Source organism: Vibrio ziniensis (assembly GCF_011064285.1).
GTDB classification, from domain to species: Bacteria; Pseudomonadota; Gammaproteobacteria; order Enterobacterales; family Vibrionaceae; genus Vibrio; species Vibrio ziniensis.
The window spans coordinates 314,872-337,820 of record NZ_CP049331.1 but is presented as its reverse complement, the minus strand read 5'-3'; the positions used below and the strand labels follow the sequence as shown (position 1 = coordinate 337,820).

Genomic DNA, 22,949 nt, shown 5'->3' with positions numbered 1-22,949 from the left:
AATAATCATCGCAAGCCTGCATTTTCAACCCCAGCTTTTAAAACAAAGGAAGTCCCATGTTAGACAAACAAACTATGGTTACGGCAGAAACCGCACTGCCAGGACGCGAAACGCCAATGGCTGTCGAAGACACTCACTTTGTCAATCAAACAAGTTTAAGCTCAGAACCCAAAGTAGGTGAAGAGCAGATCCTAATCGGCATGGGTTGTTTTTGGGGTGCAGAGCGACTGTTTTGGGGCCTAGAAGGTGTAGTTTCGACTTCGGTAGGTTACTCAGGTGGCTATACCCCAAACCCAACCTATGAAGAAGTGTGTACAGGTCATACTGGCCACACTGAAGTTGTCCGAGTGATTTACCAACCTAGCGTAATATCACTAAAGCAACTACTTAACCACTTCTGGGAGCGTCACGATCCTACTCAAGGTATGCGACAAGGTGGCGACTTAGGTACTCAATATCGTTCAGCTCTTTATGTTTACAACAATGAGCAACAGTCAGTTGCAAAGCAGAGCAAAGAAGAGTACCAAGCATTACTTTCAGAGCAAGAGAAAGCGCAAATCACCACAGAAATTCTTCCTGCAGGTCCATATTACTATGCTGAAACCTACCACCAACAGTATTTGGCGAAAAACCCTGAAGGCTACTGTGGTTTAGGCGGCACCGGTGTGTGTTTCCCTCCAAGCCTAAGTCAGTAATCACTAACTGAAAGCGATAAAACTAAAATTGCAGGCTCAGTCCTGCAATTTTTACGTATCGTTAAAATGTACCAAAATTTCTGTGCTATACCTTCAGAGCTTATAATAAAGGAATCAAACACATGAAAATGAAAGCACTACTGCCGCTTATCTTCGCTTGCTCTCCAGCGATCGCATTAGCACACAACATTCAGCTAGATAGTTCTGTGCCAAACGTGAAAGTCGATAAATACGGTGAAATACTGGTTGAAGGTAAAGACACTGCATTCCAAACTTGGAATAGCGAACAAATGAAAGGTAAGGTTCGCATCATTCAAGCTATCGCAGGTCGCAGCGCTGCAAAAGCAATGAATGCAGACCTAATGGCAGCGATTACCGCCGCTCACTTCCCTGAACAAGAGTACCAGACCACGACCATCATTAACCAAGATGATGCTATTTGGGGAACGGGATCTTTTGTTAAGTCTTCAGCACAAGACAGTAAACTGGAATTTCCTTGGTCGTCGATAGTGTTGGATGAATCTGGTAATGTCGCGAAAAGTTGGGACTTAAAACCTGAGTCTTCCGCAATCATCGTCCAAGACAAACTAGGAAAAGTTCTGTTTGTTAAAGAAGGGGCGCTCGACACGCAAGAAATTAAACACGTACTTGAGCTAGTAAAAGTGTCGCTTTAATTTCGTTGTCACATTGAGGTGAGAAGATTTTCATTCTTACCTCAATCATCACTTGCCTGATTTTTTAATTGTTATACTATAACAATTCTTTATTTGAACCCTGTGATATCAATGTTCTCTAGCCTTCACTCATTACGTATTAACGCTAAGGTAGTCGCTATTCCGGCTATCTTATTGATGATATGGCTAAATATTGCATTTATTGAGCATCAATTAGATACATCTCCACCCCATCACAGTGAACATCATTGCCAACTCTTTTCCTGTGCAAGCCATGCTTTAGCGCAGCATCTTCCTGAGTTACCCATTTGGATATCTCACAACTACCTTGAACCTGCCACTCAGATATTTCGTATTTCAACGTTGTATCTGGCTTATCTTGCACGTTCACCACCAACTCCAGAGTAATCATTCACGTTTAAACCTATTTACCACTGAATTTACTATTTTTTATTTTGGAGTTTCTAATGTTTAACAAACCACTATTAGCGCTTAGCATCACAACAGCATTGACCACTAGCGCTTTTGCTCAAGAAGAGTTTCGTCAACATGAAGCCCATGTACATGGTCATGTTGAATTGAATATTGCTCAGGATGGGCACGATCTGTTGATGGAAATCACAGCACCGGGTGCAGATGTCGTAGGGTTTGAGCATGCTCCTGAAAATGACGAGCAAAACGCTGTTCTTGCTAAAGCGTTAGAAACTTTGGGTAAAGCTGACGCTGTCTTTGCTTTGTCACCAGCTGCGAAATGCCATATTGAAAGTACCAACGTTAAGCACAATTTGGGTGGAGAACACGAAGAGCATGAGGATCATGACCACGAAGGACACGACGATCATGCTGACCATGACCATAAAGACCATGATGACCACGCAAAACATGACCATGATTCGCACGAAGGTCACGAGCATGAAGAAGGCAGTTCACATGGTTCATTCACTGTGCAGTACAGCTTCCATTGTGATGACATCGCTAAACTGAACAAAATTGAAATTCAATGGTTTAGCTTGTTCCCTGCAACTCAAGAAATCGACGTGAATTTGCTGACAGACAAAGTGCAAACCGCGCTGGAATTAAAACCAAGCAATGCCATCATTTCTTTGTAAAAATTCGTTTGTAAGCTTGAAAAAATGGGTAAGCAACCACTTACCCATTTTTCATAGGGAGCAGTGATGTCCAGTAATCAATTCGATTCAAACCGTCCGGTGATCGAACTTAATAACGTTATCTTTCAATGGCCCAACAGCGATAGTGCAACGCTTGATATCAAGCAGTTAAGCGTAATGACCAATGAACATGTGTTTATTAAAGGTCCAAGTGGCTGCGGGAAATCTACCCTGCTCAGCTTGCTGACAGGGATAAATGCAGCGACTCAAGGTGAAGTACAGCTACTGGGTAGTAACCTAACTCGCCTTTCTTCCAGTCAAAGAGATGGTTTTCGCGCTGACAATATTGGCTATATTTTCCAGCAATTCAATTTATTACCATATCTCTCAGTGATAGAAAACATTGTTCTTCCTTGCCAGTTTTCCAATCAGCGCAAAAACAATGTCGTAGGCTCTCTCACCGCAAGAGCCCATGAACTTTTAGATAAACTGCATTTGCCGAAATCTGTGCGCGCAAAGCCAGTGATAGACCTCAGCATCGGTCAGCAGCAACGCGTTGCCGCAGCGCGAGCATTAATCGGTGAACCCAAGATTGTTATCGCAGACGAGCCAACTTCCGCTCTCGATTACGATAATCGTAGCGCTTTCATTGAACTATTAATGGATGAAGCTGACCGAGTTGGATCCACGTTGGTGTTTGTTAGCCACGATCCAACGCTAGAAAGTCTCTTTGAGCGAGTCATACACCTGCCAACACTCAACCGAGCAGGAGGCCAACAATGAAAGTGATCGCCAGTTTAGCGTGGAAAAGTTTACTTAATCGTAAAACCACAGCTCTGCTAACCATTATGACGGTGGCTATTTCCGTTATTCTCCTGATGGGTGTTGAACGTATTCGTACGCAGGCAAAAAGCAGTTTCGCCAATACCGTATCAGGAACCGATCTTATCGTCGGTGGTCGTTCTGGTCAGGTGAACTTACTGCTCTACTCAGTATTTCGCATTGGCAACGCCACCAACAATATTGACTGGAAAAGCTACCAAGAATTTAGTCATCATAAATCCGTTAAGTGGGCGATTCCTATTTCATTGGGAGACTCGCACAAAGGTTTCCGAGTTATGGGAACTAACCAGAGTTATTTTGAACACTTCCGTTATGGAAGTAAGCAACCACTCACTTTTACTCAAGGTAAAGAATTTAAAGGCTTATTTGAGACGGTTTTGGGCTCTGATGTTGCCAAGAAACTGGGTTATCACATCGGCAGTGAAATTATTATCGCTCACGGCATCAGTGATGTCGGTTTCAGCCGTCACGACAACTTGCCTTTTAAAGTGGTAGGCATTCTTGCGCCAACCGGCACTCCTGTAGACAAAACTGTGCACGTTTCTCTGCAAGCCATTGAAGCGATCCATGTTGGTTGGGAATCTGGTGCACATTTAGGTCATTCACCAACTCAAGCAGAATTAAAAAATCGTGATTTTGACCCTAAACAGATCACAGCAATGATGATCGGATTAAAATCCAAAATTCAAACTTTTGCACTGCAAAGACAAATTAATGAATATAGAAAAGAACCACTTAGCGCGATTATGCCGGGTGTCGCATTACACGAGTTATGGGGCATGATGTCAGTGGCTGAGCAGGCGTTGATGGCGGTATCGATTTTCGTTGTCGTCGCAGGCTTACTTGGGATGCTCAGCAGCCTGTTAACCAGCTTGCAAGAGCGCAGACGTGAAATGTCGATACTAAGAGCTATGGGCGCAAGGCCAAAACATGTATTCTCCCTGCTAGTCAGTGAAGCAAGTGTCTTAACTTTGCTCGGAATTACTGTTGGTCTTGTCGGTTTATATGGCTTGCTGGGTATCGCCGCGCCATTGATTGAAAGCCAATACGGTATTCAGATCGAACTCAATGGAATTACCCGCTACGAATGGCAGCTTCTTGCTTATGTGCAGAGTGCTGGCATCTTAATTGGGTTTATTCCAGCAATCAGAGCTTACAGACAGTCACTCAGTGATGGTATGACGATCAGGCTCTAGTGTAGGAACAAATATGAAACAACTGCTTTTAAGTTTTATTCTGGTACTGCTACCAGCTTTTACAGCGACAGCTCAAAGCGCTGAGGATGTTCTAACTTTAGATTGGATTGACTTGGTGCCAGAAAGTGAGCGCAACCAGTTCAATCAGCAAGGTATGCCAGCGGCGAATCATGATGGTGAGGCTCCGGCGCAGCAGTCTCAGCTAGGGGCGGTTCGCCCTGAGTTAAATGGCAGCACGGTAAAAATTCCGGGCTTTGTTATCCCTTTGGAAGGCGATGAAAACACAGTCACAGAATTTTTGTTGGTTCCTTACTTTGGCGCCTGTATTCATGTACCGCCGCCGCCGCCAAACCAAATTATTTACGTGAAATTCCCACAAGGAGCACCAATCCAGCAACTTTGGGATGTGGTCTACGTGATAGGAACACTAAAGACTGAATCTATGAGTCTTGAACTGGCAGACACGGGCTACGTCATTGAAGGTACAGAAATTACCGAATACGACGACATGTGAAAATTGTTAAAAAAATTAAGCACCTGCTTAATAGCTAAACTCTAAGAAATATAGGTTGATAAATATCCTAACACCGATAGATATACCGCAAAGAGTAAAGCTGTAGACAGGTGCTTTTTAAATCTATTATCTTTCCAATACTTCATAAGCACCTCACAAACACTATAACAATTTTAACAACTTATTATCATTTATGATAGCGCAAATTTCTGCACATTATTCAATAGTTTCACTAGCCGACTCTAGTATTACGGGGTACATTTTATTTCATGTCTGCAAGCAGCCTCAGGAACCCCATGGCCGAACAGAAACAACCTGTTGTGATTGAGCACGAAGCAACCGCGGAAAACAGCCAAGAGAGTAAATCCCACTATGTTAAAGATAGCGCTAGCCGTATCTATGCTATCGCTCAGCAACATGGTGTTGATGCTTTGCTACATAAGATCCCTCCGCAAAAGACACCTTTAGAGCGAGCTTTAAAGCGTGAGCAAGAGATCAAAGCGCAAAAACAAAAGAACCTAGAGCAAATAGTAAAACTGGCTCATGTTTCTTGCAGAAATGAAACCGCTGGCGATCCGGATCAAGACTGGCTGTACCGTTTTTTCGAAATGGCGCAGGATATTCACAACTCTTCAATGCAACGTCTCTGGGCGCAAGTGCTTAAACGTGAAACCACCAATCCTGGTTTCACCTCAATGAAGGCACTAAAAATCCTCAAAGATATGGCGCCTAAAGAGGCGCAGATTCTTCAACGTGCAGCGGCGTTGGCTTGCAGTTTTGGTACAGATTCGAGCTTAAAGCTTCTATTTGGTATGAAAATGCCAAGTGGAGTATTCAGTCTCAGCAAAAGAGACTCAGTCACAACCATCAATATTGGTAACCACCAACTGCCCTATTCAAGTTTACTGGTGCTGATTGAACTCGGACTGGTACACGCAACTGAGTTGGAATCCGGTGAGATTGAGCTAGACCCACCACTGTTACTTACCTATCAAGGTACTAACTTGTCTTTACAGGCATCGACTAAAGGTGTGAAGCTGCTCTACTACCGCTTTACCCCAACAGGTAACGAACTGTGTCGCTTACTTGGGCACAAACCCAATTCGCAGTATTACGATCAGATAGTCGCTATGCTAAGCCAGAAATTTACTGTGCATACCGACGTGAAAAGTTCTATACATCACACGGTATAAAAAAAAGTATCCACCGGCATAGCCGGTGGTTTTTCATATGCGCCTATAAGGCTCTCCTACTGGCAGCGCCCTAGCAGGCGCGTAGTGATCTGACATTTGCATATGACTATTTCCTGCGGCCCGCAAACGGGCTACCTGAATACGGGAGCGACAATTGCTCTCCCATTTTATCCTGCTCTAGTTGGTGCTTTATGTAATTCTGTATCTTGCTCGTATTCTTACCTACCGTATCTACATAATAACCTCGGCACCAAAACTCACGATTCCGATATTTAAACTTCAAATCCCCGAATCGTTCATAAAGCATTAGGCTACTTTTACCTTTCAAATACCCCATAAACGCTGAAACACTCATTTTGGGCGGTATTTCTAAAAGCATGTGGATATGATCCGAGCAACATTCCGCTTCAAGAATGTTCACATTTTTCCATTCACATAGTTTCCTCAATATTTCACCTATTGCTCTACGTTTTTCTCCGTAGAACACTTGTCTTCTATATTTCGGTGCAAAGACTATGTGGTATTTACAGTTCCAGCGCGTGTGCGCTAAGCTCTTTTCGTCCCCCATTGGGACCCCCTTTCAATTCTTAATTAACTCTTGTAGTTGCCAGACCACAAGACGTTTTTATCAAATTGAAAGGGGTTATATAACTGATTTATAGCTGTAAGCTTTACGGAACCCCCAGCCTAGCTGGGGGTTTTCTCTATACAATAAAAAAGTCAGGCGAAAGGCCTGACTTTTTTGTTATTGCGGACATCTATTGAAATATGATTTTGCGCTTTGCCATTTCGGCAATACACAAATCAACCAGAGTATCGATACTCTCTTCACCCGCAGGTAAATCAATTTCAGGTGCTAGAGGCGCTTCATAAGCAGAATCTATCCCTGTGAAATTGGCAATTTCTCCAGCACGAGCCTTCTTGTACAGTCCTTTAGGGTCGCGCTGTTCACATACTTCAAGCGAGGTATTCACATACACCTCAACAAATTCACTCTGCAGCAATAAATCACGCACCATTTGACGTTCAACTCTGTGAGGAGAGATAAATGCCGTCAGAACGATAAGTCCTGCATCCGCCATTAGCTTTGCCAGTTCACCGATACGACGAATGTTCTCACGCCGATCTTGCTCCGAAAATCCGAGATCAGAACACAAACCATGGCGAACATTATCACCATCCAGTAAATAGGTGTGATAACCCAACTGAGCAAGGCGCGTTTCAAGTGCGCCTGCAATGGTTGATTTGCCTGCACCGGAAAGCCCAGTGAACCAAAGTACGGCAGGCTTTTGCTGTTTCAATTCTGCACGCAGGCTTTTATCTACAGCGTGTTGATGCCAAACGACGTTCTCGTCTTTCACACTTGATGCAGAATCCATGACATTTTCCTTTTTCATCTGACATTTAAGACTTTAGCAGTTGGCTAAGATCTTTCGCATCCCAATGCGGGAAATGCTTGCGAATCAATGCATTGAGCTCTACTTCAAACGCCGAAAACTCACCTTGCTGTTGTGCTACGTTTTGCAAACTGTCACGAATCAATCTGTCACGAACCAGCCCAGCACCAACAGTAACGTTAGTCAGACGGTCAATCACAATGAAACCGCCGGTATCTGCACAATCGAGATACTTATCGAGAGCAATCGGTGCGTTAAACGTCCATTCACATAAACCAATACCGTTTAGCGGTAGTTCTTCAGTCTGAAAAGTAGACAAGTTATTGATATTGTACTGATGACGAATCGTCGTGATCTGTCCAATGCTCTTCTTACCTGCAATCTTAATATCGTATTCACGACCGGCTTTTAGAGGCTGCTCAGTCATCCACACCACATCGGCAAGTAGGTGGTTGGTTGATTCAATTTGAGCATTCTCAAGTACGATAAGATCACCGCGACTGATATCAATTTCATCAGCCAGAGTTAAAGTTACCGCTAAACCAGCTTGTGCCGTATCCAAATCACCATCGAAAGTAACAATACGTTTAACTGTAGAAGTTTTTCCTGACGGTAACGCTTTAATTTTGTCACCAACACTGACTGAACCCGATGAAATAGTGCCCGCGAAACCACGAAAATCAAGATTTGGACGGTTTACATACTGCACAGGGAAGCGGAACTCACCGCTGCCTTTCTCATGGTCAATATCCACGCTTTCCAGTAACTCAAGCAGAGACGGACCTTTATGCCAGTTGAGGTTTTCACCTTTCTCAACAACGTTATCACCTTCCAAAGCTGAGATAGGGATAATTTGAATGTCAGTTTCACCTTGCAGGTGCTTAGAAAACTCCAGATATTCTGCGCGAATCTCTTCAAAACGCTCTTGTGAGTAATCCACTAAATCCATCTTGTTGACTGCAACAATGAAATGTTTCAAGCCCAATAGGTTAGAGATAAACGAGTGACGACGAGTCTGATCCAAAACGCTTTTACGCGCATCAATCAAGATAACTGCCAAATCACAGGTCGAAGCGCCCGTTGCCATGTTGCGAGTGTATTGCTCGTGTCCCGGTGTATCTGCAATGATGAACTTGCGCTTCTGCGTTGAGAAATAACGATAAGCCACATCAATGGTGATCCCTTGTTCACGTTCTGCTTGCAGACCATCCACCAGCAAAGCAAGGTCAGGACGAGAGCCTGTAGTACCAACACGCTGGCTGTCAGAGTGAACCGCCGCAAGTTGATCTTCATAAATTTGCTTTGAGTCGTGTAGCAGACGACCAATCAAAGTACTTTTACCATCGTCTACTGAGCCACAAGTTAGGAATCTAAGTAGCGATTTGTGTTGGTGTTGATTCAGGTAACCTTCGATACCGAGCTCTAGAAGCTCTGCTTGAACTGCACTATTCATTCTATTTCCTTAGATCCTTAGAAATAACCTTGGCGTTTTTTCAATTCCATCGATCCCGACTGATCGTGGTCGATCGCACGTCCCTGACGTTCACTAGACGTTGCTACTAACATCTCTTCGATAATTTCGGTAAGAGTGTTGGCTTCAGATTCGATCGCTCCGGTCAGCGGGTAACATCCCAAAGTGCGGAATCGAACGCTCTTATGTTGAACTTGTTCGTGAGGTTGGATCTCCATACGCTCATCATCCACCATGATCAACATGCCATCTCTTTCAACCACAGGTCGAACCGCAGCAAGATACAGAGGAACAATCTCGATGTTTTCCAAGTAGATGTATTGCCAGATATCCAGTTCAGTCCAGTTTGACAGAGGGAACACGCGGATACTCTCACCCTTGTTGATCTGACCGTTATAGGTTTTCCAAAGTTCTGGACGTTGGTTTTTTGGATCCCAAGTGTGGTTTTTATCGCGGAATGAATACACGCGCTCTTTTGCACGAGACTTCTCTTCATCACGGCGGGCACCACCAAATGCAGCGTCAAAACCGTACTTATTCAATGCTTGTTTCAAGCCCTGAGTTTTCATGATGTCAGTATGCTTTGACGAACCATGAACGAATGGACTAATGCCCATGTCAATACCTTCTGGGTTCTTATGTACCAAAAGCTCAAAGCCATACTTTTTCGCTGTTGCGTCACGGAACGCGATCATGTCGCGGAATTTCCAGTCAGTGTCAACATGAAGAAGAGGAAATGGAATTTTGCCCGGATAGAACGCTTTACGCGCCAAATGAAGCATTACGGATGAATCTTTACCGATAGAATACATCATCACAGGGTTTGCAAATTCCGCAGCAACTTCACGGATAATGTGAATGCTTTCTGCCTCAAGCTGTTTTAAATGGGTTAAACGTTGTTGATCCATTTTGCGTGCTTCCTTTTAGCTGCCTTATGGCTTGTCGGGCTTATGATTTATAAAATTCTTATGATTTATAAAATTACAGAGCCCAACGAATAAATGTGTTTATGCGTATTGGTACTGTTCTTGACGAGTTGAGCTGTCGTTGAACCATTGAAGTTTGTCAGCCAAGGTCACAACCTCACCAATCACGATTAACGATGGCGATTGCGCATGGACGGCTAGTTGTGGCAATTCACAAAGCTGACCGCGAAAAACCTTCTGCGTCGCTTGAGTACCACGCTCAATAATCGCAATCGGTGTTGATGCATTTCGACCATGTTTAATAAGCTGCTGAGCGATGGTGCTTGATTTCATAAGTCCCATGTAAATCACTAGGGTCTGATTACCCCTCGCAAGCGTAGACCAATCCATCTCTTCCGCTTCTGCTTTTAGATGGCCTGTAACAAACAACGCTGACTGAGCAAAATCACGATGCGTCAGTGGAATACCGGCATATGCTGTTGCGCCCGCAGCAGCTGTAATTCCCGGAATCACTTGAAACTTGATACCCGCTTCAAACAGCACTTCCAGTTCTTCGCCGCCACGACCAAACATGAAAGGATCGCCACCTTTAATACGAACCACTCGATGACCTTGCTTGGCAAAATCCACTAACAGTTGATTGGTTTTTTCTTGGGGGACGCTATGGTGGCCTGCGCGCTTACCCACACACACCAGAATAGTATCCGAGGGTACAAGCGCCATGATGTCGTCAGAGACAAGGTAGTCGTATAAAACTACGTCGGCTTGTTGCAGCAAATTAAGCGCTTTAATCGTCAGCAGTTCAGGATCTCCCGGTCCAGCACCGATTAATGCCACTTCTCCCGCTTGTAGCTGACTGCGAGAAAGACTCGCCCATTTGCTTTCTGGTGCAGCTCCATCAACAGCGACTAAGCGTGTTTTTTTCTGCTTTGGCAGCGTTGAAACGTTTTCTGAGCCAGCCATGTTTGTCATCCTTTACCCAATTGATGAAAACATTATGGTGGCATCTTCTTATTACCTGAAATTCTAAAATTTCATTTTTTATTCTAAAAACTGATAAGCAAAAAAAACATGCAACAAAGCAAACGAAAGAAGAGCTTCTATATTAAGAAGTTAAAGATGTGAAAATGGCATGACTTCTGAGATTTAAGTGCCTAACTTCACAGTTTCATAGAATGCGAAAACATTGTTTCATAATAACTTGATACATTTATCGAGTTATCACTTTCTTTATCAATTGGAGTACACAATGACAGTTGCAGTCAAACCTCTATCTATTGCCATTTTAGGTGGTTTGTTGACCATGGCTGGTCCCTCTATGGCTGATACGATCAAACTACGGATTATAGAGACAACAGATATTCACACTAACGTGATGGACTATGACTACTACAAAGACAAGCCATCCGATCAAATCGGTTTGACTCGTGCAGCAACGTTAGTAAAACAAGCTCGTGGTGAAGTAACTAACAGTATTTTGGTTGATAACGGTGACTTAATCCAAGGTAGTCCAATGGGTGACTACATGGCAGCGAAAGGCATCAAAGCTGGCGAAGTTCACCCTGTTTACAAAGCAATGAACCAACTGTCGTACGATGTAGGTAACATTGGTAACCACGAATTTAACTATGGATTGGATTTCCTAAAAGAAACCATCAACGATGCTAAATTCCCTTACGTGAACGCGAACGTTTACAACGCATCAACGGGTGAACATCTATTCCAGCCATACCTAATAAAAACACATACCTTCAAAGATACCGACGGTAAAGCGCACGAAATTAAAGTGGGTTATATCGGTTTCGTTCCACCACAAATCATGGTGTGGGATAAGAAGAACCTAGATGGTCGTGTGATTGCTCGCGACATCAAGAAGACAGCTGAAAAGCTAATCCCTGAAATGAAAGCGAAAGGCGCTGACATTATCGTTGCGATTCCACACTCAGATATCTCAACGGATGAATATCAAGAAGGCGCTGAAAACTCGGTTTACTACTTAACAAAAGTAGAAGGCATTGATGCAATTGCCTTCGGTCACTCACATGCCGTGTTCCCAAGCAAAGAGTTTGCAAAAGTGGCTGGTGCCGATGTTGAGAAAGGCACTATCAATGGCGTAACAGCTGTGATGCCGGGACGTTGGGGTAGCCATGTTGGTGTAATGGACCTGACTCTAGAGCAAAAAGATGGCAAATGGGCAGTGACCAATGGTCAATCTGAAGCTCGTCCAATCTTTGATAAAGCAAGCAAGAAAGCGATAGTAGAAGCGGATGCAGGTATCGTAAAAGCGCTTGAAGCAGACCATAAAGGCACTCGTGACTTCGTTAACCAACCTATTGGTAAATCGAATGACGTGATGTACAGCTTCCTTGCATTAGTACAAGATGACCCAACGATTCAAATCGTGAGTTTGGCACAAAAAGATTACGTAGAACGCTTCATCCAAGGTGATCCAAACCTAGATGGTCTGCCAGTTCTTTCTGCTGCTGCACCTTTCAAAGCGGGCGGTCGTAAGAATGACCCATCTAACTTTACTGAAGTAGAATCTGGTGAGCTTACCTTCCGTAACGCAGCAGACTTATACCTATACCCTAATACGCTAGTAACCTTGAAAGTATCAGGTAAAGAAGTCAAAGAATGGTTGGAATGCTCTGCTGGTCAGTTTAAACAAATTGATGTGAATTCAAGCGAGCCACAATCGCTTATCGACTGGGATGGTTTCCGTACTTACAACTTCGACGTAATCGATGGTGTGAACTACCAAATCGATATTACTCAACCAGCGAAATACGATGGCGACTGTAAGGTTATCAATCCTGATTCTCAGCGTATTGTGAACCTGACGTATAAAGGTAAGCCAATTGATACGGCGCAAACCTTCTTAATAGCGACCAATAACTACCGCGCATACAGCAACAAGTTCCCAGGCACTGGTTCTGATTTCATCGCATTTGATTCACCAGATGAAAACCGCACCGTCGTTGCTGATTACATTGCTCGCGTAAGCAAAGAGCAAGGCGAAGTGACACCAAGTGCAGACAATAACTGGTCATTCGCACCAATCAAGTCTAAGACCAAGCTTGATATTCGTTTTGAAACTTCACCAAGTGAAAAAGCGGCGAAATTTGTCAAAGACAAAGGCCAATACCCAATGGAATTGGTAGCAACAGATGAAGTTGGCTTCGGTGTTTACCGAATCAATCTACAAAAATAATTCTAGATTCCTGTAAAATACTAGCCGCAGCATTCGCTGCGGCTTTTTATTTGAGGCAAAAGAGTAATGACGATGCGGGACCAAGCTATCTACGATAATTTTATAAAACAAATGCTGGAATATGGATTCAGTAGCGCAGAAGCACACCAGTTATTTGAAGTTTCATCCCCGCTTGAGCTTCCAACTCGTCATATTTTGGTCAATCAAGGGCAAATGGCCAGCCATCTGTATTTTGTAAGCCACGGTATATGTCACGCCAGCTACCTTACAGAAGAAGGCAAAACATTCAGTAAAGAGTTCTATTGGGAACAAGATTGGATCATCGGTTTTGAAAGCTTGATAAAACAAGCACCCTATCCTTATTTACTTGAAACACTGAGCCCAGTAACGCTGCTCTGTTTGCCAATTGAATACCTAAACCAATGGAAAAAGACCTCACATCCGCTCTATATCAAGTTACTTGAAACGCAGTTGATGCATAAGGAAAACAAAGAAAGGTTTATGCTTTTGTATCGCCCGGAACAGCGATATCAGATTATGTGTCAGCAGTTTCCTGACTTAATGAAGCGGCTCAGCGATATCCACGTTGCCGCTTATCTAGGTATCACCCCGATCAGTTTAAGCCGCATCAAAGCGCGCTTAAGAGGGGCGTAATTCAACTTATTTTATGAAACGGGCGCGGAACTGGCGTCCTTTCATTTTGCCATTCGACAATTTGCTCAATGCTTTTTTCGCGATACCTTTTTCAACCGCCACATAAGAACGCATAGCAGACAGGTTAATTTTGCCGATGTGAGCGGCAGAGAGTTCACCGTCAGATGTCAACGCACCCAAAATATCTCCGGCACGCACTTTCTGCTTCTTCCCACCATCGATCTGGATTGTCACCATAGACGCTTGATATGGAGCTACTCCCGAAGGTTTCTGTGGCAGAGTTGCAGGTTCGATAGCGATGTCCATGTACTCATCAATCTGAGCCACGCGGTACATCTCTTTCTCACTGAAGAAGCTAAACGCTAGTCCTTTACTTCCTGCGCGGCCAGTACGGCCAATACGATGCACGTGTACTTCTGGGTCACGAGAAAGCTCAAAGTTAAATACTGCGTCAAGGTTATCCACATCTAAACCACGAGCTGCCACATCCGTTGCAACCAGAATTGAGATACTCTTATTGGCAAACTGAACCAAAGCTTGGTCACGTTCACGTTGTTCCATGTCACCGTGCAGTTCAATCACGCTAAAACCGCGGTGATGAAGCTCATCAGCCACATGCTGTACTTCGCGTTTAGTATTACAGAACACTACTGACGATTCCGGCTGATGTTTCAGCAGTAAAGCTTCTAGCGCGTCATCACGAGCTTCACTACCTTCAACTTTGTAAAAATATTGCTTGATGCTTGAGGTGTCGTGAGTCGCTGCGACTTTAATCATCAATGCATCATGAGTCACTTTCTGCGCGATCTGCTGAATTGAATCAGGATAGGTCGCACTGAATAGCAAAGTCTGACGCTTCGTTGGAGCTTGATCGATAATCGCTTCTAGCGCATCTTGGAAACCCATGTCTAGCATGCGGTCAGCTTCATCCAGCACAAGCGTATTCAGCTCACTCAAATCGATTCGATCTTTGCTTAGGTGATCAAGAATACGTCCTGGCGTACCAACCAAAATATGCGCGCCATGCTCTAGGGAACCAATTTGAGGTCCCATAGGCATACCGCCACAAAGCGTCAGCACTTTAATATTGTGAATAGCGCGAGCCAGCGTGCGGATATCCGTTGCTACTTGGTCAGCTAACTCACGCGTTGGACAAAGCACTAATGCCTGAACTCGGAAGCGTTTTACATCCAAGTTAGACAAAACACCGAGACCAAACGCCGCAGTTTTGCCTGATCCTGTTTTTCCTTGGCCAATGACATCCTGTCCTTTAAGAATCGCTGGCAACGATTGTGCTTGAATCGGTGTCATGTTGGTAAAACCGATAGTTTCAAGGTTAGAAAGCAATTCTGGCTTAAGGTTTAAAGCCGAAAATGAAGTATCACTCAAGGGGATGTCCTTTAGGGTCTATTAGCCCTAGCTATACAAAAAAATAATCGCCTATTATCGTTATTTTTCTCCCTCACCACCAATGAATATTCGATTAATTTCATCAATCCTTTGCCAATTAACTTTTGTTAATGTCTTCCCCTAACCATCCTGCTAGATTGTTGTCAAATTAAATACAAGGAGTTAGTCGTCATGCTCAATTGGCAGTGCCTTTCATTTTCTGAACTTTCCACCACGCAACTCTATGAAATGCTGAAACTAAGAGTTGATGTGTTTGTTGTGGAACAAACCTGCCCATATCCAGAACTGGATAATAAAGATCGTGTAGAGGGCGTTTTCCACCTACTCGGTTACAAAGGTGAAGAGCTGGTAGCCTGTGCGCGTCTGTTACCTAAGGGCATCAGCTACTCAACATTGAGTATTGGCAGAGTCGTCACCAAACAAAGTGCTCGTGGCGATGGTTTAGGTCATAAACTCATGTCTCAGGCTCTGCATGAGTGTCAGCAACGTTGGCCAAATGAAGATATCACCATAAGTGCCCAGCAACATCTCGCTAAATACTACGGGCAACATGGCTTTGAACAGACTTCAGAAATGTATTTGGAAGATGACATTCCACACATTGAAATGAAGCGAATCGCTTAATGTCACCTTATTCGGTCGCTCTGATTGGGCTTATCATTGGCAATCTCGCAGCTTCGTTATCTGACGTGTCAGTAAAGATGCTCGCAGGAGAGGTATCAGCATTTCAGTATATGTTTTTGCGTCAGTTGATATCTCTACTCATCATATTACCGATTTGGCTGAGACAACCTAGTGAGCAAAGAGTACTTTTAAACACATCAATGACAGCACTTCGTGCACATTTAGTGCTTATTGGTAGCGGTTGTATGTTAGTTGCAATTACTTACTTACCTCTGGCAACCGCTAATGCTGTTTTTTATGCAGCTCCCATTCTGATGCTGCCGCTCTCAATGTGGCTACTGAAAGAAAAACCAAGCAGCACAAAGATATTAGCGACACTCTTTGGTTTTTGTGGCGTGCTTATTGTTCTACGCCCACAAAACTTTCACTGGGCGGCAGGCTTTGCATTAGTCACAGCGTTTACATTGGCTTTGTTTAACATTTTGGCTAAGCGCATTCCGAAAGAGCAGACTGTTATCACCACATTAATGTGGACTAGCCTGTTTTCTCTGCCGATAGCAGCAATTTTGGCCTCTATAAACTGGCAGCCGATGACATGGGTCCAACTAGGTTGGATTGCAGTGAGTGCATTACTGGTGCTTTCATACAACGGACTAGCGGTTATGGCTTATCAACGAGCAGCGGCCAATCAGATAGCATTAGCTGAATATTCGGGTTTGCTGTTTGTGGTGTTTTTCGGGGTGATGTGGTTCGATGAAATCCCCGACATGCTGACTTGGGTAGGTATTGGAATGATTATATTGCCGCTGCTCCCTAAAGCTCACCAACTTAAAAAGCGCAACAAGAAAAATCTTATTAATGCCAGCAATTAAACTGGCATTAATATTATTTGCTGCGGCCAAAACCACCTTCAGAAAGTTTAAAGAACATGACTGACTGACCATTACGCTCAAGCTGCAATATATCCAACTTGCCGTCTTCAGCCAATTTGAAACGAATTAACTGACCTTGCTGAATAAGACTCAATGGTTTATCTGTACCTTCTATTTGAATCAGCGCATTTAAATCACTCATAGGTAACTCGTTCACACGGAAAACCTGTGAAAGTGTATCACCTTTCTGAACGGTATATTCACGCCAAGCATTCGATTCCAAAGGTGGACTACTGGTCACTTTCTGTTCGCTCAATCCGCGAGTATTGATATCCAATTCCACACGCTTATTAACTGACTGTGAAGATTTTTCGCCCATCTTTTCTGGAAATGGAATGATGCTAATAACAAGCACTACAGGCACTAATACGATTAGTGCTCGTTGATTAAACTTCGGTAATCGCATCCAAAATTGTTTTACGTTATCGAGATAAATCTGCCAATCAATAGCGTTCCACTTATCTCGAGCCAATGCGATGTAATCTGTCTGCTGCTTTTTTTTATGTCGACGGTTCATTTTTATCCGTTCCTTTACTTCTTCACCTCAGTATAAAAACTCATGAGCCATGAGTATAGAGTTTCCCCCTGTTATCTAATAAAGCTTTACACAATATTGAAGATTTCTTTTCATGTTCTGCGTTCAATCACAGCTTATAGTGATAATTGAACGAATTCAGCTCTAACGTTTCATCGGCTGCCCGAAACTGGTATCCTCTAGACTTTGTTTATCTTAAAAAGAGTGACATTTATGTCTGAAGTTAAATTTGAAACTGTAGAGCAAAAAGCAAGTTACGGTATCGGTCTACAAATGGGTCAGCAACTAGCGGGTAGTGGCCTTGAAGGTCTTAACGTTGATGCTATTGCTGCTGGTATTGCTACAGCGCTAGTTGGCGATATGCCAGCAATCGAAGTAGACGAAATCAACAAAGCTCTACAAGCGATGCACACTCGTGCAGAAGAAGCTCGTCAAGAAGCTGCTAAAGTAGCCGCTGCAGAAGGCGAAACTTTCCTTCAAGATAACGCACTACGTTCAGAAGTTACTGTTCTTGACTCTGGTCTTCAGTACGAAGTAATCACAGAAGGCAATGGTGAAATCCCTTCTGCAAACAAATCTGTACGTGTTCACTACCACGGTGAGCTAGTAGACGGCACTGTTTTCGACAGTTCTGTATCTCGCGGTCAACCAGCTGAATTCCCTGTAACTGGCGTAATCAAAGGTTGGGTTGAAGCACTACAAATGATGCCTGTTGGCTCGAAATGGAAACTGTACATCCCACACAATCTTGCATACGGCGAGCGTGGCGCAGGTGCAGCAATCCCTCCATTCGCAGCACTAGTATTCGAAGTAGAATTGCTTGCGATTCTGTAATTAGCTAAACAAACACCATTAGCTAATAGCTAAAGCGGCGCTAAAGCGTCGCTTTTTTATTATCAGACAATAAGATAACTCTATTCTGTCGACCCGGGTTACGAAAATACCCCTTTTTCTTGTCTGGATATATATCTATATGCGATTCTTCTATTTTTCCAAGGAAGAGTAGAAAAACAATGAAAGATGAAACTTTAGCTATCCATTTTGGCTACGAGACAGACCCAACCACCAAATCAGTAGCAACACCTATTTATCAGACCGTGGCTTATGAATTTGATAACGCACAGCACGGTGCCGACCTGTTTAACCTAGCCGTTCCTGGCAATATTTACACACGAATAATGAACCCGACTAATGATGTCCTAGAAAAACGTATGGCGGCATTAGAAGGTGGCATAGCAGGTTTAGCGGTTAGTGCCGGTAGTGCGGCTATCCACTACGCTGTACTAACTCTAGCTCAGTCTGGAGACAACATTGTTTCCACTCCACAGCTATATGGCGGCACGTACACACTATTCGCCCACATGTTCCCAAACTTGGGAATTGAAGTTCGCTTTGCTAAAGACGATAAACCAGAGAGCCTTGCTGAGCTAATCAACGAAAAAACCAAAGCTGTGTACTGTGAATCGATTGGTAATCCAGCAGGTAACATTGTTGATTTAGAACGGGTAGCTGAGCTAGCTCATGCGCAAGGTGTACCTGTAATTGTGGATAACACGGTGGCTTCACCTGCAGTATGTAAACCGATTGAATTTGGTGCTGACATAGTAGTGCATTCTCTGACTAAGTATGTTGGTGGTCACGGTACTACGCTGGGCGGCATGATTATCGATTCTGGGAAATTCCCATGGGCGAAAAATAAAGAACGTTTCCCAACCATGAACAATCCAGAGCCTTCATACCATGACGTGGTTTATACCGAAGCATTTGGTCCAGCTGCATTTATTGGCAGAGCTAGAACAGTGCCGTTACGTAATACAGGCTCAGCTCTGTCACCAATGAATGCCTTCATGTTGATGCAAGGTTTGGAAACACTTTCACTGCGTATGGAACGACACTGCGAAAATGCCATTAAGGTGGCAAGGTTTTTACAAAACCACGAGAAAGTGAGTTGGGTAAGTTATGCAGGCTTAGAGGATTCTAAATTCTATCCATTAGCCCAGAAATATATGAAAGGTAAGCCGTCATCAATCTTATCGTTCGGTCTAAAAGATGGTTACGATGCAGGTGTACGCTTCTACGATGCTCTAAAGATCTTCAAACGCTTAGTCAATATTGGCGACGCAAAATCACTGGCTTGCCACCCGGCCTCTACCACACACCGCCAACTTAACGAAGCAGAGCAAAAACAAGCAGGCGTTTCTCCTGAGATGATCCGATTATCTGTGGGCATTGAGCATATTGATGACATTCTGGAAGATCTGGAACAGGCATTGAATGCTTAACTAAACTGAGCTTAATACCATTCTGGAAAATTTCCTGAACAATGAATGGGTGTCGATAAGCACCCCCTTCGAGCCAAGGATGGCTCGGCGGAGCTTCAGGGACGAATGAATGCACGTTTGCGTTTGACGCCCATTCGCTGTTCTACCTACGCTCAGTCTGATCATATTTTTATCTAGGATGGTATAACGTCTCCCCTTACATGGGAGAGAATTAAGAGCAACACTTTCACCAAACAAGAACTGCATCAGAGAGAGTCTCTTGAACCTCAAATTTCAGACACAAAAAAGCCGAGCTTACGCTCGGCTTCTTGTTTAGCGAACCTACTGATTACTCAGCAGCAGCTTCAACTTCTGGGCGGTCAACAAGTTCAATGTAAGCCATTGGAGCTTTGTCACCAGCACGGAAGCCAGCTTTTAGGATACGAGTGTAACCGCCCTGACGAGCAGAAAAACGTGGACCTAGTTCGTTAAATAATTTTGCTACAACTTCGTTATCACGAGTGCGAGCAAATGCAAGACGACGGTTAGCAACGCTGTCAGTCTTAGCTAGTGTAATCAAAGGCTCAACTACGCGACGTAGCTCTTTTGCTTTTGGCAATGTAGTCTTGATAACTTCATGACGTACAAGAGAGCTAGCCATATTGCTGAACATCGCTTTACGATGTGAGCTGTTGCGGTTGAGTTGACGACCACTCTTACGATGGCGCATGACCTAATCCTTCTAACTATTATCGATTAATCTTCAGCGATAGACGCTGGCGGCCAATTTTCTAGGCGCATGCCCAGAGAAAGACCACGTGATGCAAGCACGTCTTTAATCTCTGTAAGAGATTTTTTACCAAGGTTTGGCGTTTTAAGTAGCTCAACCTCAGTGCGCTGTACTAGATCACCGATGTAGTGAATCGCTTCTGCTTTCAGACAGTTAGCAGAGCGAACTGTTAGTTCAAGATCGTCTACAGGACGGAGTAGGATCGGATCGAATTCCGGCTTCTCTTCTTTCTCCTCAGGTACACGTACATCACGAAGATCTACGAACGCATCCAATTGTTCAGCAAGAATAGTTGCTGCACGACGGATTGCTTCCTCAGGTTCTAAAGTTCCGTTTGTTTCCATGTCGATGACAAGCTTGTCTAAGTCAGTGCGTTGTTCAACACGAGCTGCGTCAACCGAGTAAGCAATTTTGTCTACTGGGCTGAAAGTCGCGTCTACAAGCAGACGACCGATTGGACGCTCATCTTCTTCAGTATGGATACGGGCTGAAGCTGGAACATAACCACGACCACGTTCAACTTTGATACGCATAGCGATCTCAGCATTGCTATCAGTAAGATGGCAAATAACGTGTTCTGGGTTAGCGATCTCTACATCACCATCATGGGTGATGTCACCTGCAACCACAGGGCCCGAGCCTGATTTGTTCAGTGTAATGAACACTTCATCTTTGCCTTCGGCAACGCGAACAGCCAAACCTTTAAGGTTTAGTAGGATTTCAAGAATATCTTCCTGAACGCCTTCTTTAGTGCTGTACTCATGAAGTACGCCTTCAATCTCAACTTCTGTTACGGCACAACCCGGCATAGAAGATAGTAGAATACGGCGAAGTGCATTACCAAGAGTATGGCCGAAACCACGCTCCAATGGCTCAAGAGTTACTTTTGCGTGTGTCGTGCTGATCTGTTCGATGTCAACAAGACGTGGCTTAAGAAATTCTGTTACAGAACCCTGCATTGTGTCCTCTCTTTAGTTTAAACCTTACTTAGAGTAAAGCTCGACGATCAATTGTTCGTTGATGTCAGCTGATAGATCAGAACGTTCAGGCAAACGCTTGAAAGTACCTTCCATCTTGCTCGCATCTACTTCAATCCAAGTTGGTTTTTCGCGTTGTTCTGCAACTTCTAGAGCAGCAGCGATACGTGATTGCTTTTTAGCTTTTTCACGGATTGTAACAACGTCGTTAGCCGCAACATTGAAAGAAGGAACGTTAACAACTTTACCGTTAACTAGGATAGCTTTGTGGCTAACTAGCTGACGTGCTTCCGCGCGAGTTGCGCCAAAGCCCATGCGGTAAACTACGTTATCTAGACGACCTTCTAGAAGCTGAAGTAGGTTTTCACCAGTGTTGCCTTTAAGGCGAGCAGCTTCTTTGTAGTAGTTACGGAATTGTTTTTCTAGAACGCCGTAGATACGACGTACTTTTTGCTTCTCACGAAGCTGAACGCCGTACTCAGATAGACGACCGCGACGAGCGCCGTGTACACCTGGTGCGTTCTCAATTTTACACTTGGTATCGATCGCGCGAACACCAGACTTAAGGAATAAGTCAGTGCCTTCACGACGGCTAAGCTTTAGCTTAGGACCCAAATATCTTGCCATGATCTTTCTCCAGTATTCTAAAAAACGTTATACGCGACGTTTCTTAGGTGGACGACAACCGTTATGAGGGATTGGTGTAGCATCAACAATGTTTGTGATGCGGAAACCAGCAGCGTTCAGTGCGCGAACAGTAGATTCACGACCTGGACCTGGACCCTTAACCATAACTTCTAGGTTCTTTAGGCCGTATTCTTTAGCCATTTCAGCACAACGCTCAGCAGCAACCTGTGCAGCGAACGGAGTAGACTTACGAGAACCGCGGAAACCTGAACCACCTGCAGTAGCCCAAGCTAGAGCATTACCTTGACGGTCAGTAATGGTTACGATTGTGTTGTTGAAAGATGCATGAATGTGCGCTACGCCATCAGCAACTTGCTTGCGTACGCGCTTACGTGCGCGAGTTGGTTGTTTAGCCATTGTACTTACCCTTCCCGATTATTTCTTGATCGGCTTACGCGGACCCTTACGGGTGCGAGCGTTGGTTTTAGTACGCTGTCCACGTAGTGGTAGACTGCGACGATGACGAAGACCACGGTAACAACCAAGGTCCATTAGACGCTTGATGTTCATGGAAACTTCACGACGTAGATCACCCTCTACAGTGTATTTAGCTACACCATCACGCAGTTGATCGATCTGCTCTTCAGTTAGTTCACTGATCTTAACATCTTCAGCAATACCCACTTCAGCTAGGATAGCTTGAGAACGAGTTTTACCGATACCGTAGATCGCTGTTAAAGCGATTACTGCATGTTTCTGATCAGGAATGTTAATGCCTGCTATACGGGCCACTATGCACTCCTAGTACTCTATATAAAGAATTATCCGCAACAAAGCCCGTAGAGGATACGTTGCGGCATACTACTTCTTTTGCACGCAAAAGGTAGGCCGAGGAATATACTCGACCAAC

The 22,949-nt window shown here is 44.1% G+C and carries 26 protein-coding genes; 14 read left to right on the top strand and 12 right to left on the bottom strand.

Translation table 11 applies throughout. From position 1 onward, the window contains the following. Positions 1-56: 56 nt before the first annotated feature. From msrA to G5S32_RS01550, 8 genes are all read left to right on the top strand, one after another. Positions 57-695 (top strand): peptide-methionine (S)-S-oxide reductase MsrA, encoded by a 639-nt coding sequence (msrA, locus tag G5S32_RS01585; protein WP_165310170.1) that lies wholly within the window; start codon positions 57-59, stop codon positions 693-695. A gap of 122 nt (positions 696-817) precedes the next feature. Beyond that, complete coding sequence (locus G5S32_RS01580; RefSeq protein ID WP_165310169.1) at positions 818-1,369, top strand: YtfJ family protein; 552 nt, start codon at positions 818-820, stop codon at positions 1,367-1,369. A 111-nt stretch (positions 1,370-1,480) separates the two neighbouring features. Continuing rightward, positions 1,481-1,777 (top strand): DUF2607 family protein, encoded by a 297-nt coding sequence (locus G5S32_RS01575; protein ID WP_165310168.1) that lies wholly within the window; start codon positions 1,481-1,483, stop codon positions 1,775-1,777. A gap of 59 nt (positions 1,778-1,836) precedes the next feature. Further along, positions 1,837-2,478 carry a zinc uptake protein ZrgA gene (gene zrgA, locus G5S32_RS01570; RefSeq protein WP_165310167.1) on the top strand — a complete coding sequence of 214 codons (642 nt, stop codon included), beginning with the start codon at positions 1,837-1,839 and terminating at the stop codon, positions 2,476-2,478. A gap of 66 nt (positions 2,479-2,544) precedes the next feature. After that, a complete protein-coding gene (locus G5S32_RS01565) occupies positions 2,545-3,261 on the top strand; it encodes an ABC transporter ATP-binding protein (RefSeq protein WP_165310166.1) in 717 nt (238 codons plus the stop codon). Then, positions 3,258-4,517 carry an ABC transporter permease gene (locus tag G5S32_RS01560; RefSeq protein ID WP_165310165.1) on the top strand — a complete coding sequence of 420 codons (1,260 nt, stop codon included), beginning with the start codon at positions 3,258-3,260 and terminating at the stop codon, positions 4,515-4,517. The genes G5S32_RS01565 and G5S32_RS01560 overlap by 4 nt, the downstream gene beginning before the upstream one ends. Before the next feature lie 13 nt (positions 4,518-4,530). Then, complete coding sequence (locus G5S32_RS01555) at positions 4,531-5,031, top strand: DUF3299 domain-containing protein (protein WP_165310164.1); 501 nt, start codon at positions 4,531-4,533, stop codon at positions 5,029-5,031. A gap of 296 nt (positions 5,032-5,327) precedes the next feature. Beyond that, positions 5,328-6,224 carry a TIGR03899 family protein gene (locus tag G5S32_RS01550; RefSeq protein WP_165310163.1) on the top strand — a complete coding sequence of 299 codons (897 nt, stop codon included), beginning with the start codon at positions 5,328-5,330 and terminating at the stop codon, positions 6,222-6,224. Positions 6,225-6,330: 106 nt separating this feature from the next. Here G5S32_RS01550 and tnpA read toward each other — a convergent pair whose 3' ends face one another. The 5 genes from tnpA to cobA all read right to left on the bottom strand — a co-directional run bounded on the left by tnpA (position 6,331) and on the right by cobA (position 10,981). Then, positions 6,331-6,792, bottom strand: coding sequence for an IS200/IS605 family transposase (tnpA, locus tag G5S32_RS01545; RefSeq protein ID WP_165310119.1), 462 nt, complete (start codon positions 6,790-6,792; stop codon positions 6,331-6,333). A 190-nt stretch (positions 6,793-6,982) separates the two neighbouring features. Continuing rightward, positions 6,983-7,603: an adenylyl-sulfate kinase gene (cysC, locus tag G5S32_RS01540; protein WP_165310162.1), complete on the bottom strand. Its 621-nt coding sequence runs from the start codon at positions 7,601-7,603 to the stop codon at positions 6,983-6,985. Between the two features lie 25 nt (positions 7,604-7,628). Beyond that, a complete protein-coding gene (gene cysN / locus G5S32_RS01535; protein ID WP_165310161.1) occupies positions 7,629-9,074 on the bottom strand; it encodes a sulfate adenylyltransferase subunit CysN in 1,446 nt (481 codons plus the stop codon). 17 nt (positions 9,075-9,091) lie between these two features. Next, complete coding sequence (cysD, locus tag G5S32_RS01530; protein WP_165310160.1) at positions 9,092-10,000, bottom strand: sulfate adenylyltransferase subunit CysD; 909 nt, start codon at positions 9,998-10,000, stop codon at positions 9,092-9,094. 99 nt (positions 10,001-10,099) lie between these two features. Continuing rightward, entirely contained in the window at positions 10,100-10,981 is an 882-nt protein-coding gene (gene cobA / locus G5S32_RS01525) for a uroporphyrinogen-III C-methyltransferase (RefSeq protein WP_165310159.1), read from the bottom strand. A 286-nt stretch (positions 10,982-11,267) separates the two neighbouring features. Here cobA and cpdB point away from each other — a divergent pair, with 286 nt between their 5' ends. Together cpdB and G5S32_RS01515 are read left to right on the top strand one after the other, a co-directional pair. Further along, positions 11,268-13,229 carry a 2',3'-cyclic-nucleotide 2'-phosphodiesterase gene (cpdB, locus tag G5S32_RS01520; RefSeq protein WP_165310158.1) on the top strand — a complete coding sequence of 654 codons (1,962 nt, stop codon included), beginning with the start codon at positions 11,268-11,270 and terminating at the stop codon, positions 13,227-13,229. Positions 13,230-13,301: 72 nt separating this feature from the next. Continuing rightward, entirely contained in the window at positions 13,302-13,883 is a 582-nt protein-coding gene (locus G5S32_RS01515) for a Crp/Fnr family transcriptional regulator (RefSeq protein WP_165310157.1), read from the top strand. Positions 13,884-13,889: 6 nt separating this feature from the next. Here the strand turns inward: G5S32_RS01515 and dbpA are convergent, their stop codons facing one another. Continuing rightward, a complete protein-coding gene (gene dbpA, locus G5S32_RS01510; RefSeq protein WP_165310156.1) occupies positions 13,890-15,272 on the bottom strand; it encodes an ATP-dependent RNA helicase DbpA in 1,383 nt (460 codons plus the stop codon). A 192-nt stretch (positions 15,273-15,464) separates the two neighbouring features. Here dbpA and G5S32_RS01505 point away from each other — a divergent pair, with 192 nt between their 5' ends. After that, positions 15,465-15,917, top strand: coding sequence for a GNAT family N-acetyltransferase (locus G5S32_RS01505; protein ID WP_102941150.1), 453 nt, complete (start codon positions 15,465-15,467; stop codon positions 15,915-15,917). Next, positions 15,917-16,789 carry a DMT family transporter gene (locus G5S32_RS01500; RefSeq protein WP_165310155.1) on the top strand — a complete coding sequence of 291 codons (873 nt, stop codon included), beginning with the start codon at positions 15,917-15,919 and terminating at the stop codon, positions 16,787-16,789. The genes G5S32_RS01505 and G5S32_RS01500 overlap by 1 nt, the downstream gene beginning before the upstream one ends. Before the next feature lie 13 nt (positions 16,790-16,802). On the opposite strand, the gene G5S32_RS01495 is transcribed toward G5S32_RS01500, so the two are convergent. Continuing rightward, complete coding sequence (locus tag G5S32_RS01495) at positions 16,803-17,366, bottom strand: LysM-like peptidoglycan-binding domain-containing protein (protein WP_165310154.1); 564 nt, start codon at positions 17,364-17,366, stop codon at positions 16,803-16,805. 231 nt (positions 17,367-17,597) lie between these two features. Here G5S32_RS01495 and bamJ point away from each other — a divergent pair, with 231 nt between their 5' ends. Beyond that, entirely contained in the window at positions 17,598-18,218 is a 621-nt protein-coding gene (gene bamJ / locus G5S32_RS01490) for a BamJ family beta-barrel-assembly machinery protein (protein WP_165310153.1), read from the top strand. 179 nt (positions 18,219-18,397) lie between these two features. Further along, positions 18,398-19,666 (top strand): O-acetylhomoserine aminocarboxypropyltransferase/cysteine synthase family protein, encoded by a 1,269-nt coding sequence (locus G5S32_RS01485; RefSeq protein WP_165310152.1) that lies wholly within the window; start codon positions 18,398-18,400, stop codon positions 19,664-19,666. Positions 19,667-19,994: 328 nt separating this feature from the next. Here G5S32_RS01485 and rplQ read toward each other — a convergent pair whose 3' ends face one another. Genes rplQ through rpsM form a run of 5 tightly spaced genes read right to left on the bottom strand, consistent with a single transcriptional unit; the run spans position 19,995 to position 22,831 of the window. Continuing rightward, a complete protein-coding gene (gene rplQ, locus G5S32_RS01480; protein ID WP_165310151.1) occupies positions 19,995-20,375 on the bottom strand; it encodes a 50S ribosomal protein L17 in 381 nt (126 codons plus the stop codon). Positions 20,376-20,401: 26 nt separating this feature from the next. Next, entirely contained in the window at positions 20,402-21,394 is a 993-nt protein-coding gene (locus tag G5S32_RS01475) for a DNA-directed RNA polymerase subunit alpha (protein WP_102941158.1), read from the bottom strand. Between the two features lie 24 nt (positions 21,395-21,418). Further along, a complete protein-coding gene (gene rpsD / locus G5S32_RS01470) occupies positions 21,419-22,039 on the bottom strand; it encodes a 30S ribosomal protein S4 (RefSeq protein WP_042485224.1) in 621 nt (206 codons plus the stop codon). A 27-nt stretch (positions 22,040-22,066) separates the two neighbouring features. Next, positions 22,067-22,456 (bottom strand): 30S ribosomal protein S11, encoded by a 390-nt coding sequence (gene rpsK, locus G5S32_RS01465; protein ID WP_001118870.1) that lies wholly within the window; start codon positions 22,454-22,456, stop codon positions 22,067-22,069. Between the two features lie 18 nt (positions 22,457-22,474). Continuing rightward, the gene (gene rpsM, locus G5S32_RS01460; protein WP_005450559.1) at positions 22,475-22,831 is read right to left on the bottom strand and encodes a 30S ribosomal protein S13; all 357 of its coding nucleotides are present in this window, start codon (positions 22,829-22,831) and stop codon (positions 22,475-22,477) included. Between the last annotated feature and the right edge of the window lie 118 nt (positions 22,832-22,949).